At 63.2% G+C, this 13824-nt stretch carries 13 protein-coding genes; 5 read left to right on the forward strand and 8 right to left on the reverse strand.

All coding sequences use genetic code 11. The features are described from left to right. Positions 1-3: 3 nt before the first annotated feature. Positions 4-567 carry a TetR/AcrR family transcriptional regulator gene (locus tag GBB11_RS00565; protein ID WP_151528750.1) on the forward strand — a complete coding sequence of 188 codons (564 nt, stop codon included), beginning with the start codon at positions 4-6 and terminating at the stop codon, positions 565-567. On the opposite strand, the gene GBB11_RS00570 is transcribed toward GBB11_RS00565, so the two are convergent. Beyond that, entirely contained in the window at positions 564-2243 is a 1680-nt protein-coding gene (locus GBB11_RS00570; protein ID WP_151548601.1) for a formate--tetrahydrofolate ligase, read from the reverse strand. The genes GBB11_RS00565 and GBB11_RS00570 overlap by 4 nt on opposite strands. Positions 2244-2318: 75 nt before the next feature. On the opposite strand from GBB11_RS00570, the gene GBB11_RS00575 reads away from it, so the two are divergent. From GBB11_RS00575 to GBB11_RS00585, 3 genes are all read left to right on the forward strand, one after another. Continuing rightward, positions 2319-3071, forward strand: coding sequence for a glutamine amidotransferase (locus tag GBB11_RS00575; RefSeq protein WP_192796336.1), 753 nt, complete (start codon positions 2319-2321; stop codon positions 3069-3071). 92 nt (positions 3072-3163) lie between these two features. Further along, on the forward strand, positions 3164-3433 hold the full coding sequence (locus GBB11_RS00580) for an ACT domain-containing protein (protein ID WP_151528870.1): 270 nt from the start codon (positions 3164-3166) through the stop codon (positions 3431-3433). Positions 3434-3481: 48 nt separating this feature from the next. Further along, complete coding sequence (locus GBB11_RS00585) at positions 3482-4855, forward strand: PFL family protein (RefSeq protein ID WP_151548603.1); 1374 nt, start codon at positions 3482-3484, stop codon at positions 4853-4855. Between the two features lie 83 nt (positions 4856-4938). Here GBB11_RS00585 and GBB11_RS00590 read toward each other — a convergent pair whose 3' ends face one another. Next, on the reverse strand, positions 4939-6570 hold the full coding sequence (locus GBB11_RS00590; protein WP_151548604.1) for an ABC-F family ATP-binding cassette domain-containing protein: 1632 nt from the start codon (positions 6568-6570) through the stop codon (positions 4939-4941). 156 nt (positions 6571-6726) lie between these two features. Here GBB11_RS00590 and GBB11_RS00595 point away from each other — a divergent pair, with 156 nt between their 5' ends. Continuing rightward, positions 6727-7899, forward strand: coding sequence for a lycopene cyclase family protein (locus GBB11_RS00595; RefSeq protein ID WP_151548605.1), 1173 nt, complete (start codon positions 6727-6729; stop codon positions 7897-7899). Positions 7900-7940: 41 nt separating this feature from the next. On the opposite strand, the gene GBB11_RS00600 is transcribed toward GBB11_RS00595, so the two are convergent. The 6 genes from GBB11_RS00600 to sufB form a co-directional block, all read right to left on the reverse strand. Continuing rightward, positions 7941-8357 (reverse strand): metal-sulfur cluster assembly factor, encoded by a 417-nt coding sequence (locus tag GBB11_RS00600; RefSeq protein WP_151528744.1) that lies wholly within the window; start codon positions 8355-8357, stop codon positions 7941-7943. A 48-nt stretch (positions 8358-8405) separates the two neighbouring features. Then, positions 8406-8858, reverse strand: coding sequence for a Fe-S cluster assembly sulfur transfer protein SufU (gene sufU, locus GBB11_RS00605; protein ID WP_151528743.1), 453 nt, complete (start codon positions 8856-8858; stop codon positions 8406-8408). Positions 8859-9006: 148 nt separating this feature from the next. Beyond that, positions 9007-10266 carry a cysteine desulfurase gene (locus GBB11_RS00610; protein ID WP_151548606.1) on the reverse strand — a complete coding sequence of 420 codons (1260 nt, stop codon included), beginning with the start codon at positions 10264-10266 and terminating at the stop codon, positions 9007-9009. Between the two features lie 66 nt (positions 10267-10332). Beyond that, positions 10333-11091, reverse strand: a complete 759-nt coding sequence (gene sufC, locus GBB11_RS00615) for a Fe-S cluster assembly ATPase SufC (RefSeq protein ID WP_151548607.1) — start codon at positions 11089-11091, stop codon at positions 10333-10335. A 97-nt stretch (positions 11092-11188) separates the two neighbouring features. Beyond that, positions 11189-12385: a Fe-S cluster assembly protein SufD gene (gene sufD, locus GBB11_RS00620; protein WP_151548608.1), complete on the reverse strand. Its 1197-nt coding sequence runs from the start codon at positions 12383-12385 to the stop codon at positions 11189-11191. Positions 12386-12390: 5 nt separating this feature from the next. Beyond that, positions 12391-13824: a Fe-S cluster assembly protein SufB gene (sufB, locus tag GBB11_RS00625; protein WP_151548609.1), complete on the reverse strand. Its 1434-nt coding sequence runs from the start codon at positions 13822-13824 to the stop codon at positions 12391-12393.

A 13824-nucleotide genomic window follows, 5' to 3' on the forward strand; every position in this document is an offset into this window, starting at 1 on the left:
ACTATGCCTAGAGTCAGTTCGAGTGACCTCAATCGACGCCGCCAAGGCATTCTCGACGCGGCGCGGGCCTGCTTTGCCCAGCACGGCTATGAAGGCGCCACCGTGCGCCGGCTGGAAGAAGCCACCGGGAAATCCCGCGGCGCCATCTTCCACCACTTCAACGATAAAGAGCACCTCTTCTTGGCGCTCGCCCGAGAAGACGCTGCCCGCATGGCGGAAGTGACCGCTCGGGAAGGCCTGGTGGAGGTGATGCGCGATATGCTGCACCATCCCGAGCGCTATGACTGGCTCTCCACCCGGCTAGAGATCTCGCGCATGCTGCGCACCGATCCCCACTTCCGCTCGCTCTGGCAGCAACATCAGGCGGTGCTCGATGAAGCCGTGCGCTCGCGCCTCAGCGACAATGCCAGCCGCGGCCGGATGCGCGACGACGTAGAAGTGGATGTGCTCATGGTCTACCTCGAGACCTTCATGGATGGGTTCATCTCTCAGCTGGTGAGCGGCCAAGAACCTGCCCACTTGGAGCAGGTTCTCAACCTCATCGAGGAAACCATCCGCGGCCGTTAAAACAGCCCCGAAATTCGCCCGCTGCCATCGACATCAATGCCGTTGGCAGCGGGCTTTTTCGGCAGCCCCGGCATGGTCATCACATCGCCGGTGAGGGCGACGACGAATCCAGCGCCAATCTTGGGAATCAGCTGCCGCACATGCAAGGTGTGGCCCTCAGGGGCGCCCAGCTGGCTCGGATCATCGGAGAAGGAGTACTGCGTCTTGGAGATCACCACCGGTAGGGTGTCCCAGCCATGATTGCGCAGCACCTGTAGATCCTTGCGGGCCTGCTTAGTGAACTCTACGTCCGCTGCACCGTAGATCGTGGTGGCAATGGTGTTAATGGAGGCCTCCACGCCCTCGGCGGGGTCATAGAGCGGGGCCGGGTTATTGCGCCCAGAGTTCATCTCCTCCGCCACTGCTGCTGCCAGCTCGGTGGCACCGGCGCCGCCCTCGGACCACACCTGGGTATCCACCACGGCGAAGCCAGTGCGCTCGGACCACTCCTGCAGCACCGCCCTCTCTGCATCGGTATCGGAGACGAAGCGGTTGAGCGCCACCACGGGCTGCGCCCCAATTGTGTCGATATTGCGGCAGTGTCGCTCGAGATTCGACAGACCAGCATGCAGCGCATCGAGGTTCTCCTCATTGAGTGCCTCGCGCTCTACCCCGCCGTTGTACTTCAGGGAGCGGATGGTGGCGACCACGACTACCGCGTCGGCGGACATCTCGCCCATGCGGCACTTGATGTCAAAGAACTTCTCGGCGCCCAGATCGGAGCCGAAACCAGCCTCGGTCACCACCACATCGGCATGTCGCATGGCGGTCGTGGTGGCGATGAGCGAGTTGCAGCCGTGGGCGATATTGGCGAAGGGTCCACCGTGCACGAGCGCGGGGGTGCCGCCCAAGGTCTGTACGAGGTTGGGGTGAATGGCATCAGCCATGAGGGCTGTCATGGCCCCCTCGGCGTGGAGATCACCGGCAGTTACGGGCTCGCCTGCGGTTGTGAAGCCAATAACGATGCGGGCGAAGCGCGCCTTGAGATCCTCCAGATCGCTGGCGAGACAGAGAATGGCCATGATCTCGCTGGCCGCCGTGATATCGAATCCGGTTTCGCGCGGCACGCCGTGGGCGCGACCACCCAAGCCGATCACGGCGGTACGCAGCGCCCGATCATTGACATCGAGGCAGCGTTTCCACGTGATGCTGCGGGGATCGATACCGAGCTCGTTGCCTTGGTGGAGGTGATTGTCGATCATCGCCGCCAGGGTGTTGGTGGCGGTGGAAATGGCGTGGAAATCTCCGGTGAAGTGCAGGTTGATGTCTTCCATGGGCACCACCTGGGCATAGCCGCCGCCGGCAGCGCCCCCCTTGATGCCCATGACGGGGCCGAGCGAGGGCTCGCGCATAGCCACGATGGTGTTGTGGCCAGCGTTGCGCAAGGCATCGCCCAAGCCGATGAGCACGGTGGATTTTCCTTCACCGGCGGGGGTGGGCGACATGGCGGTGACGAGCACCAGCTTGGCGTCGGCGGGTTTCTCGATGCTTGAGGTGATATCCACCTTGGCCTTGCGGGTGCCATAGGGGATCAATTCTTCGTCGCTGAATCCAGCGCGATGGGCGATATCCGTGATGGGCTCAAGGGTGTGAGCCTGGGCAATGTCAACGTCCGAGGGTTGGGTGCGAGAACTCATAGTACCCATCGTAATGAACGCTCGGACACAGCAAGTATTGACAAAATAGACCAAGCGGTATGTACACTGTCTGCCATGCGTACTTTCTTGGTGGTTTCCCCTCGTCTGGGCCATGCAGTGGCCCGTGCAGAATTCGACGACTTCCTCAATACTGCAGGACTCGACGCCACCGAGATGGAGCACTACATGCTCGACTCCCCCACAGCGCAACTACCGGATCTCAGCCGCTACGCCGGGGTGTTCATCGGCGGCAGCCCCTTCAACGTGACCAATGAGCACTACAGCGAGCACCAATTGGCTGTCCATGAACAATTGGACGCCATCTTGCACTCCCCCGTGCCGAGCCTTTTCGTCTGCTTCGGTACCGGCTTTAGCCAAGCCGTCCGCGGTGGCGAGGTTGGCCACACCCACCCCGAGGTAGCCGGGCTGACCACGGTGACGCTCAGCGACGCCGCCGCGAGCGATCCTCTGACCGCCGGTGTGCCCGCCACCTTCCGCGCCATGACCGGCCATAAAGAAAACGTCGTGACCCCCGCACCGGGATCCACGGTTCTCGCCACTGGCCCCGGCGGCTTCGTGCACATGCTCCGCACCCACGAGCATTCCTGGGCCACCCAGTTCCATCCCGAGATGAATGCCGCCGGCATGAAGCGTCGCATGAGCTTCTATATGAACGATGGCTACTTTGCTAAGGACGATTATGAGCGCATCTGCGCGGAACTCGACGCCGCCGATGTCAGCCCCGCCCACACAATCGTGCACAACTTCATCGCCTTCTCCCGGAACTATGTTCCGCAGTCGTCGACGCTGCGCGAACCCGCGCTCTAGGCGCTGGCCGCGGGCGCGGTGCTGGGCAGCGGAGTGGCGTCGATAAGCATCCGCTACCCGAGGGGGTCTGGGCGGTGTGGTCTAATAAGACCATGATCGCAATCATGACAGTCACCGGTTTGGACCACACCGGCATTATTGCCGCCGTCTCCACCAAGTGTGCAGAGCTGGATGTGAACATCCTCAACGTCTCTCAGACCATCATGGATAAGTACTTCACCATGATTCTGCACTGCGAGTTCGACGATTCCGTCCGCGGCATCTCCGATGTGCAGAACGCCATGAAGGATGTGGAGGCCGCCGAGAAGCTGGAAATCCGCGTCCAATCGGAGGCCATTTTCTCCGCCATGCACAGCATTTAGCGGGAGCCCTCCGCGAGTAGTCGATACCACATCCGAGAGAGAAGACACATGGATTCCCGCTACCGTCAGGGCAATAGCCTTGACATCCTTGAAACCATTGAGATGATCGAACGTTACCGCCTGGATATCCGGACGGTGACGATGGGCATCAATCTCATGGGATGCATTCGTTCCACCATGAGCGCCACCGCCGAGGCAGTATATGAGCGCGTGGTCTCCGCCGCCGAGAATCTCGTTCCGGTGTGCCAGGAGATTGAGCGCGAGCTCGGCATCCCGATCGTGAATAAGCGCATCTCCATCACCCCGGTGGGCGTGTTGGCCTCTGCCGTGGACGGCAATCCCGTGGAGATCGCCCGCGCCCTCGACCGAGCGGCCGCCGAAGTGGGGGTGAACTTTATCGGCGGTTATTCGGCGCTGGTAGATAAGGGCGCCACCGCTGGGGAACAACGGCTCATCACCTCCCTTCCCGAAGCGCTCAGCACTACCGATGTGGTCTGTGGCTCGGTGAATGTGGCCAGCTCCCGCGCTGGAATCAACATGGACGCCGTGGCCACGCTGGGCCACATCATCAAGGAGTGCGCGGAGAATACCGCGGATCGCTCAGCCATCGCCTGCGCCAAGCTGGTCGTGTTTGCCAACTCGGTATCAGATAACCCCTTCATGGCCGGGGCCTATCACGGCCTTGAGGAGCAGGACGTTGTGATCAACGTCGGCGTCTCCGGCCCCGGAGTGGTCGATCGCGCCGTCGGTAGCCTCGCCGGCGCCTCGCTGAACCAGGTGGCCGAGGAGATTAAACGGGCCGCATTCAAAATCACCCGCACCGGCCAGCTGGTAGGTGTCATGGCCGCCGAGCGACTCGGAGTGGACTTCGGCATCGTGGACCTTTCCCTCGCCCCCACCGCCGAATTGGGTGACTCCGTGGCGCATATTCTTGAGCACATGGGCCTCGACCAAGTAGGCACCCACGGCACCACCGCAGCGCTCGCCCTGCTTAACGATGCCGTGAAGAAGGGCGGGCTGATGGCCTGCTCGCGCGTCGGCGGGCTGTCTGGCTCCTTCATCCCCGTCTCCGAGGACAAGGGCATGATCGATGCGGTGCGCTCGGGCGCGATCAGTATCGACAAGCTGGAGGCCATGACTGCCATCTGCTCGGTGGGCTTCGATATGATCGCCATTCCCGGCGACACCCCGGCCTCGACCATCTCCGGTCTGATCGCCGACGAGGCGGCCATTGGCGTGATGAACCATAAGACCACCGCCGTGCGCGTGATCCCAGTACCGGGTGCGCAGGTCGGCGATGAGGTGGACTTCGGCGGGCTTCTGGGCTACGCGCCCGTCATGCCGGTGAATACCGTGGGCAATCAGGCCTTCATCGACCGCGGCGGCTTCATCCCCGCACCCGTGCACGGTTTCCGCAACTAAGCACCGGCGCCGCGGGGCGCCTCGCGCCGGTGCTCCGTACGTGGGCCTGCGGGGCGTGCCGCACGCGGCGGTGCTCTGCTGCTTTAGGCGAGCTCCACAATCTCGAGATAGGACTCGTTCCACAGATCCTCGGTGCCATCGGGTAGCACGATCACGCGCTCCGGCTCGAGGGCTTCCACCGCGCCTGGATCGTGGGTGACGAGCACCACCGCTCCGGTGTAGGTGCGCAAAGCATCGAGCACCTGCTCGCGGGATTGTGGGTCGAGGTTATTGGTGGGCTCATCGAGCAGCAGCACATTGGCGCGCGAGCTCACCAGCGTCGCCAAGGCCAGACGGGTTTTCTCACCACCAGAGAGGGTGCCGGCGCGCTGGTCGAGCTGATCGCCGGAGAACATGAACGCGCCAAGAAGGCCACGCAGGTCCTGCTCATTGGCATCGGGGCAGGCGTTGATGGCGTTCTCCCACACGCTCGCCTCGGTATCGATGGTGTCGTGCTCCTGGGCAAAATAGCCGATCTTCAGGCCATGGCCGCTGACAATGCCGCCTTCGCCATCAGTGCGTTCCACCCCGGCGAGCAGTTTCAGCAGCGTCGTCTTACCGGCGCCGTTGAAGCCGAGCACCACCACGCGCGAGCCCTTATCGATGGCCAGATCCACCCCGGCGAAGACCTCCAAGGAGCCATACATTTTGGTCAGGCCCTGCGCATTGAGCGGTGTCTTGCCGCAGGGAGCTGGGGTGGGGAAAGAAATGGAGGCCACGCGATCGCTCACGCGCACCTCGTCGAGAGAGTCCACCATTTTCTCCGCACGGGCAGCCATCTGCTTGGCGGCCTTAGCCTTGGTGGCCTTCGCCCCGAGCTTCGCGGCCTGCTGTTTGAGGGCGGCGGCTTTCTTCTCCGCATTGGCGTGCTCGCGCCGGCGGCGCGCCTCGTCCGTGGCACGGGCGTCTAGGTACTTCTTCCAGCCCATGTTGTAGACATCGGCTTCGCCGCGCACCGCGTCCAGGAACCACACCTTGTTACATACGGCCTCGAGAAGCTCGACGTCGTGGGAAATCATGATCAGCCCACCCTCGTGCTTGGAGAGGAACTCCCGCAGCCAGGTAATCGAGTCCGCGTCGAGGTGGTTGGTGGGCTCGTCGAGCAGCAGCGTGGTCGCCGAGCGTCCCGAGCCGGCGGTGGCCGCGAAAAGGATTTGCGCCAGCTCGACACGGCGGCGCTGGCCACCGGAGAGTGTTTTGAGTTGCTGCTCTAAAACGCGCTCCTCGAGGCCGAGCGCATGGCAGATGCGGGCAGCTTCGCTATCGGCCTCATAGCCGCCGAGAGAGTGATAGCGCTCCTCCAGCCGGGCATATTTGCCGATCGCAGTATCCCGTTTGGTATCAGAGAGCGTGGATTCCATGATCTCTTGCTGCTTATCCATACTGCGCCGGATCTGATCCAGCCCCCGAGCGGACAGCACGCGATCCCGTGCGGTCTGCTCGATATCGCCCTCCTTGGAATCTTGGGGCAGATACCCGATCTCGCCGCTGCGGGTTACGCTACCGCCATAGGGCTCGCCCTCCCCAGCGAGGATGCGCATGGTAGTGGTTTTGCCTGCGCCATTGCGCCCCACCAAACCGATACGATCACCGGGCTGCACGCGCAGCTGCTGCCCCGGTGCGTTGAGCAGGGTGCGGGCGCCAACTCGGACTTCAAGATCATTGGTTACAATCACAAACAGCCAAGATAGCAGGTGCGCCTCGGCATCAATGCGGCGAGGCGGCGGGAACGCCACTGGGTGGCACATAACGTCCGTGCCACCGCCCTCACCTCGCCCGCGTGCTCCCACCGATCGACGGCGGCGAACACCAACAACAACGGGAAGGTAAGCGTGCGTATAGCGATTCTCGGACTGGGGCCGGCGGGGGCGATGGTGGCGCTGCGCGCCGCGGCCCGCGGCTGGGAGATCGACGCCTATGACCCCCGCGGGCTGCAGCAGTGGAGCGCCACTTATGGCCTGATCGATCACCAACTGCCCGCCTGGCTGGAGCCGCTGCTGGGGCCGCCGACTCCCATGCAGTCCAGCGGCACGAGCGGCCAGCTGCAGCCGCTACCCTTCTGTTATCGCATGCTGGACAATGCCGCGGTGCACGAGGCCGTGGAGAGGCTGTGCCGTGCAGACCGGTTCCGAGTGCATACCGCGGCTGTTCATAGCGCCGCCGATGTGAGCGCCGATGCGATCATCGATTGCCGTGGCGCCAACCCGCACCGCGCGCTCTGGCAGGTAGCTGTCGGCCGGCTGCTGCCCGCGGCCCCGCCGCAGGATACGCCGGTATTCATGGATTGGCGGCAGTCCACGACACAGCAGCAGCTGCCGCCGAGTTTCCTCTACACCCAGCGGGTGCAGGGGCAGTGGCTGTGGGAGGAAACCATCCTCGCCACCGATATCGATTGCACTGATGCCGCTTCACGACGCCATCTCCTCGCTCTTCTCCGCGAACGGCTCAACATCCGCCTAGCGGACCATCTACCGGATCCACGCGCCGCCGCAGCCGCGCAGCAGGATGAGGAGATCGTGTTCATCCCGATGGGCACCTATGGCCGGCCGCTGCCCGGTGCCTGGGCGTGCGGGGCGCGAGCTGGGTCCATTAATCCCGCCACTGGCTATTCGGTGGCTGACACCGCACGCAGCGTCGATCCCCTGCTGGATCGGCTCGCCGCGGCCGAACACTCTGTTCTGCCGGCTCTGCGCGTGCCGCAGCCACGGCGCTGGCTGGCTCATCTGCTGCGCAATATCGGTGCCCAGTTGATTACCCAGGCCTCTGGGCCGCAGCTGCAGGACTTCTTCGGGCGTTTCTTCTCCTTGCCGGCGGCGGATCAGTTGGCGTATGTCACCGGCGAGGATCCGTGGGCGGTGGCGCGTACCATGGTCCGGCTGCAGAGCCGCATCAGCCTGCGCCACCCCTTTCTGCGCCCGCTGTGGCGGCGGCCGTGGGCGATTGTGCTTCCCGCACTGCTGCGTAGTAGCAGAAAGCGCGGTCGTATCGCCGCGGGTGTGCGGTGAGATACAACGACGCCATGTCTGCAAGCGACGGGTGCTCGCGCTTAGACGGAGAATCCGAGCGCGCGTAGCTGCTCGCGGCCTTCCTCGTTGATCATCTGCGGGCCCCAGGCGGGCATCCATACCCAGTTGATCTGAAGTTCGCTGATTTCACCCTCGAGGTTACTGAGCACAGCGGTATTAGCCTGCTCTTCGATGACCCCCTGCAGGGGGCAGGCGGGAGAGGTCAGCGTCATGTTCACCATGGCGGTGCTCTCCCCTTCGATCCAGATGTCGTAGACCAAGCCGAGATCAACAACGTTGATGCCGAGCTCGGGGTCGATCACATCCATCAGGTATTCCTCTACCTTGCCGGCGAGCGCAAGCTGCTCAGGGGTGCGCTCGGCGGGCGGCTGCGGCTGTTCGGCGGCCGCGTCGATGGTGGTGTCCTCGGTCTCGGGCGTGGTGTGTTCTTCAGACATGCGTCCTCGCTTCGGTGTGTGTAGCTGCTCGGGCTGGCGGTGGTGTGGCTAGGCGGCGGGGTCGGCGCCGGCGTCATACGTCGCGGCCTCGAAGGCTTTCCAGCCCAGCAGGGCGCACTTCACGCGGGCCGGGTATTTCGATACGCCGGCGAAGGCGATGCCATCGCCAATGATCTCGTCATCGCCCTCGATGGTGCCGCGGGAGGTGACCATCTTCTCGAACTCAGCGAGGATCGCGAAGGCCTCCTCCACGGACTTGCCCACGATCTCCTCTGCCATCACTGAGGTGGAGGCCTGGCTAATCGAGCATCCGATGGCCTCATAGGAGACATCCTCCACGGTGGACTTATCCTCGGACAGTCGCACGCGCAAGGTGAGCTCATCGCCGCAGGAGGTGTTCACGTGATGCACTTCCGCATTGAAGGGTTCGCGCAGCCCTGCGTGTTGGGGGTTTTTATAGTGATCCAAGATCACTTCTTGATACATGTTTTCCAGCTTCATCAGCCTGGACTAGCCCTTCTGCAATACAAAGTCGGATTTTCGCACGGGTATTCCGCGGTGCAGGCACTCAGACGCCCGCCTCAAGCTATCAACCTATCTCCCCGATCTTAGCCACTCAGGGAGATAGTGGCCGTGGCCGCCTTACGTATCAGCGGCTCAGGCCAAAGAAGGATTGGGCGGCCTTGATGGCCTCCACGAGGGCGTCAATCTCCCACTTCTCGTTGTAGAGGTAGAAGCTCGCCCGCGCGGTGGCCTGTACGCCCAGGGTGGTATGCGCCGGCCACGCGCAGTGGTGGCCCACCCGGATGCACACGCCGTGATCGTCAACAACCTGCCCCAGGTCGTGCGGATGGATACCTTCCACCACGAAGCTGACGGCACTGCCCCGATTCTCGGTGGTGGTGGGGCCAATGATGCGCAGCCCCTCAATCTGCTGGAGCTGCTCCAGCGCATAGGCGGTGAGTTCGTGCTCGTGGGCGGCAATCGCCTCCATCCCCACCTCTTCGAGATAGGCCACCGCAGCGCCGAGCCCCACGACTTGGCTCGTCATCTGGGTGCCGGCCTCATACCGTTGCGGCGCCACCGTGTAGGTGGAGCCGTCCATGTTCACCTTCTCGATCATGGAGCCGCCCGTGAGGAAGGGCGGGAGGCAATCCAGCAGTTCCTGGCGGCCATAGAGTGCACCCACCCCAGTGGGGCCGAGCATCTTGTGCCCGGAGAAGGCGGCGAAGTCCACACCCAGCTGGTGCAGATCTACAGGCATATGCGGCACAGACTGGCAGGCGTCGAGCACAAAGAGTGCCCCTACCTCGTGGGCGCGGCGGACGGCTTCCTCGACATCGAGCACGGCTCCGGTCACATTGGACTGGTGGGTCAGCGCCACCACCTTGGTGCGGGGGCTGAGCTCGAGGGAATCGAGGTCGATTCGACCATCCTCAGTACTGCTGTACCAGCGAAGGGTGGCGCCTGTACGTCGCGCCAGCTCCTGCCAAGGCACGAGATTGGCGTGGTGTTCCAGCTCGGAGACCACGATCTCATCCTCCGCGCCCACGGCGTACTCGCCGGAGCGATCATCGCCGAGAATATAGGCGACCTCATTGAGGGCCTCGGTGGCGTTTTTAGTGAAGGCGATCTCCCCCACCGATGCGCCCACGAAGCGGGCAATACGCTCGCGGGCCTGCTCGTAGTCATCGGTGGCTTCCTCGGCCAGCTGATAGGCCCCGCGGTGCACGGGTGCGTTGTGGTGGAAGAGGAAGTCACGCTCCGCATCCACTGCCTGACGAGGGCGCTGGGCGGTGGCGCCAGAATCCAGATAGATCAGCGGGCGCTCTTCGCGCACCGTGCGGCTCAGGATCGGGAAATCCGTGCGAATCCGCGCGGTATCGACAGGGCTGTGCCTTTCTGCCATGGGTGATTCTCCTCTATGGGTGTCTCGGTCGAGGTGATGGTGCGGCGGCGACTACTCGCTGGGCTGCTACTTAACGAACTTCTCGTAGCCTTCTGCCTCGAGCTGCTGGGCCAGCTCGGGTCCGCCGGACTCCACCACGCGACCAGCGGCGAAGACGTGCACATAATCGGGCTTCACGTAGTTGAGGATGCGCTGGTAGTGGGTGATCATCAGCACGCCACCGTTCTCGCGCTCCTTATAACGGTTGATGCCCTCGGAGACGATACGCAAGGCGTCCACGTCCAGACCGGAGTCGGTCTCGTCCAGCACCGCGAACTTCGGCTTCAGTAGGCCGAGCTGCAGCACCTCGTGGCGCTTCTTCTCGCCACCGGAGAAGCCTTCATTCACCGAACGCTCGGCGAAAGCCGGGTCGATGTCGAGCTCATTCATCGCGGTGCGGGCTTCCTTCACCCAATCGCGAATCTTCGGGGCCTCGCCGCGCACGGAGGTGGCGGCGCTGCGCAGGAAGTTCGCCATCGACACGCCGGGGACCTCGGTCGGGTACTGCATGGCGAGGAAGAGACCGGCGCGGGCGCGCTCGTCGACGTCCATCTCCAGCAGGTTCTCGCCGTCGAGAAGCACCTCGCCCTCGGTGATCTCATAACGGGGGTGGCCAGCGATGGCATAAGACAGTGTGGACTTGCCGGAGCCATTGGGGCCCATGATGGCGTGGGTTTCACCGGACTTAATGGTGAGGTTCACGCCGTGCAGGATCATCTTCGGCTTCTCGTTTTCGTCGGCCGGCACAACCTGGGCGTGCAGGTTCTTAATCTCAAGAGTGCTCATGAGTGGTATGTATTCCTAACTGTGGTGAATCGGCACCGAGCATAACGGCGCCTTGTCGCAATGGTGTGGCAGGGGCGGTGTTCGTGCGCATTACGCGCTAGAGCACCGTGGCGGTCAGTTCCTGCTCCACCATCTCTTCCAGGTTGTCGCGGATCTCCTGAATCGGGATCCGCTTGATCACGTCGGTGAAGAAGCCCCGCACGATCAGCATTTTGGCCTCGGACTCGGGGATACCGCGAGACTGCAGGTAGAACATGTGCTCATCGTCGAAGCGGCCGACGGTGGCAGCGTGGCCGGCGCCGACGATCTCTCCGGTCTGAATCTCCAGGTTCGGCACCGCATCGGCGCGGGCGCCCTGGGTGAGCAGCAGGTTGTTGTTCTTCTCGTAGGTATCGGTACCAGTGGCCTCTGGGCGGATCAGCACATCGCCGATCCACGCGGTGCGGGCTTCGGAGCGGCTGGATTCACCAGTGGACTGCAGCGCGCCCTTGTAGAGCACATTGGAGCGGCAGTTCTTCACGGAATGATCCACCAGCAGTCGCTGCTCGAAGTATTGGCCGGAGTCGGCGAAGTAGAGTCCGAGCATTTCGGCGTCACCACCGGGAGCGGTGTAGCGCACGTGCGGCACGGTGCGCACCACCTCGCCACCGAAGGCGGCGTAGTAGTGGCGCACGGTGGCGTCGGCGCCCACCAGCAGGTGAGAGTTGGACAGGTGGACGGCGTCATCCTCCCAGTCCTCGAGCACCACAGTGGTCAGCCGGGCATTGTCGCCGATGATGAACTCGACATTGTCGGAGTGGGCGCCACAGCCCTCATAGCGCAGGAAGACGACGGCCTCTGCGCACTCTTCCAGCTCGATCACGACCGTGCCATAGGACACGGCATCGGTGCCGGGGCCGCTGATGGTGATCACCACGGGCTCGGAGAGAGCGACGTTCTTGGCCACCTTCACACGATCGGCTACCTCGGAGTTCTCCCAGGCCTGAGCGGCGGCACGGTCCACGGGGGCGCCGGCGCGTCCCAGCGAGGGATCGTCCATCGCCAGTTCGCTCACGCTCACGCCCTCGCTCGCGCCCGTGACGGTGATCGCGGCGCGCTGCCCCGCACCGGCGCTGCCATCGTGCAGGCCGCGGAGTTTACGCATGGGGGTAAAGCGCCAGTCCTCGTCACGCCCCTTCGGGACCTCGAAATCGGCGGTGGAAAACGATGTGAAGCGATCGCCCTTAGTCTGGTGGCCGGTGCCGGCCCCAACCGGGGTGATAGTCGCTTCGGTTTCAGTGAGGGGAGTTGACATTGTGCTTAACCCACCGATCCTTCCATCTGCAATTCGATCAAGCGGTTGAGCTCGAGGGCGTATTCCATCGGCAGCTCCTTGGCGATCGGCTCCACGAAGCCGCGCACGATCATGGCCATGGCCTCGTCCTCGGGGATGCCGCGGGACATGAGGTAGAAGAGTTGATCGTCCGACACCTGCGACACGGTGGCCTCGTGGCCGAGGGTCACGTGGTCATTGCGAATGTCGTTATAGGGGTAGGTATCCGAGCGGGAGATGCTATCCACCAAGAGCGCATCGCATTCCACATTGGAGGTGGAGTGATGGGCATCCTTGTTGATCTGCACCAGACCGCGGTAGGCGGCGCGGCCGCCGCTGCGGGCCACGGACTTGGAGACGATATTGGAGGAGGTGTAGGGAGCCATGTGGGTCATCTTGGCGCCGGTGTCCTGGAACTGGCCCTCGCCAGCAAAGGCCACAGACAGCACCTCGCCCTTGGCGTGGGGGCCGGTCATCCACACGGCCGGGTACTTCATCGTCACCTTGGAACCGATGTTGCCATCGACCCATTCCATGGTGGCGCCCTCTTCACACTTAGTGCGCTTGGTCACCAGGTTGTAGACGTTATTGGACCAGTTCTGAATGGTGGTATAGCGGCAGCGGCCACCCTTCTTCACGATGATCTCCACCACGGCGGAGTGCAGGGAATCCGACTTGTAGATCGGGGCGGTACAGCCCTCCACATAGTGCACATAGGCATCCTCGTCCACGATGATGAGGGTGCGCTCGAACTGGCCCATGTTCTCCGTGTTGATACGGAAATAGGCCTGCAGCGGGATGTCGACGTGGACTCCCTTGGGCACGTAGATGAAGGAGCCACCGGACCAGACGGCGGTGTTCAGCGCGGAGAACTTATTGTCGCCGGCCGGGATCACGGAGCCGAAGTGCTCCCTGAAGAGGTCGGGGTGCTCCTTCAGGGCGGTATCGGTGTCGAGGAAGATCACACCCTGGGCCTCGAGGTCCTCACGAATCTGGTGGTAGACCACCTCGGACTCGTACTGCGCGGCGACGCCGGCGACAAGGCGCTGCTTTTCGGCCTCGGGGATGCCCAGCTTGTCATAGGTGTTCTTGATGTCCTCGGGCAGGTCATCCCAGGTCTGTGCCTGCTCCTCGGTGGAGCGCACGAAGTACTTGATCTGGTCGAAGTTGATGCCGCTGAGGTCCGCACCCCACGTGGGCATGGGCTTCTTATCGAAGATGCTGAGCGCCTTCAGGCGGTTATTCAGCATCCACTCCGGCTCGTCCTTTTTAGCGGAAATATCGCGAACGATGTCCTCGGACAGGCCGCGCTTGGCGGTGGCGCCGGCTACGTCGGAGTCATGCCAGCCGTAGTTATAGGGGCCAATGGACTCAATGATCTCGTCATCGGAGGACGGAGCAGTGGGTGTTGCTTGAGTCAT

It is taken from the genome of Corynebacterium sp. 74A, assembly GCF_008930665.1.
Taxonomy (GTDB): Bacteria; Actinomycetota; Actinomycetes; order Mycobacteriales; family Mycobacteriaceae; genus Corynebacterium; species Corynebacterium megadyptis.

What these genes read in the sequence shown, in the direction of transcription:
- sufD (WP_151548608.1), bottom strand. Translation starts at nt 12,385, where the DNA reads ATGTCAACTCCCCTCACTGAAACCGAAGCGACTATCACCCCGGTTGGG.
- GBB11_RS00565 (WP_151528750.1), top strand. Translation starts at nt 4, where the DNA reads ATGCCTAGAGTCAGTTCGAGTGACCTCAATCGACGCCGCCAAGGCATT.
- GBB11_RS00570 (WP_151548601.1), bottom strand. Translation starts at nt 2,243, where the DNA reads ATGAGTTCTCGCACCCAACCCTCGGACGTTGACATTGCCCAGGCTCAC.
- sufU (WP_151528743.1), bottom strand. Translation starts at nt 8,858, where the DNA reads ATGAAGCTGGAAAACATGTATCAAGAAGTGATCTTGGATCACTATAAA.
- sufB (WP_151548609.1), bottom strand. Translation starts at nt 13,824, where the DNA reads ATGACTCAAGCAACACCCACTGCTCCGTCCTCCGATGACGAGATCATT.
- GBB11_RS00580 (WP_151528870.1), top strand. Translation starts at nt 3,164, where the DNA reads ATGATCGCAATCATGACAGTCACCGGTTTGGACCACACCGGCATTATT.
- GBB11_RS00610 (WP_151548606.1), bottom strand. Translation starts at nt 10,266, where the DNA reads ATGGCAGAAAGGCACAGCCCTGTCGATACCGCGCGGATTCGCACGGAT.
- GBB11_RS00575 (WP_192796336.1), top strand. Translation starts at nt 2,319, where the DNA reads ATGCGTACTTTCTTGGTGGTTTCCCCTCGTCTGGGCCATGCAGTGGCC.
- GBB11_RS00600 (WP_151528744.1), bottom strand. Translation starts at nt 8,357, where the DNA reads ATGTCTGAAGAACACACCACGCCCGAGACCGAGGACACCACCATCGAC.
- GBB11_RS00585 (WP_151548603.1), top strand. Translation starts at nt 3,482, where the DNA reads ATGGATTCCCGCTACCGTCAGGGCAATAGCCTTGACATCCTTGAAACC.
- sufC (WP_151548607.1), bottom strand. Translation starts at nt 11,091, where the DNA reads ATGAGCACTCTTGAGATTAAGAACCTGCACGCCCAGGTTGTGCCGGCC.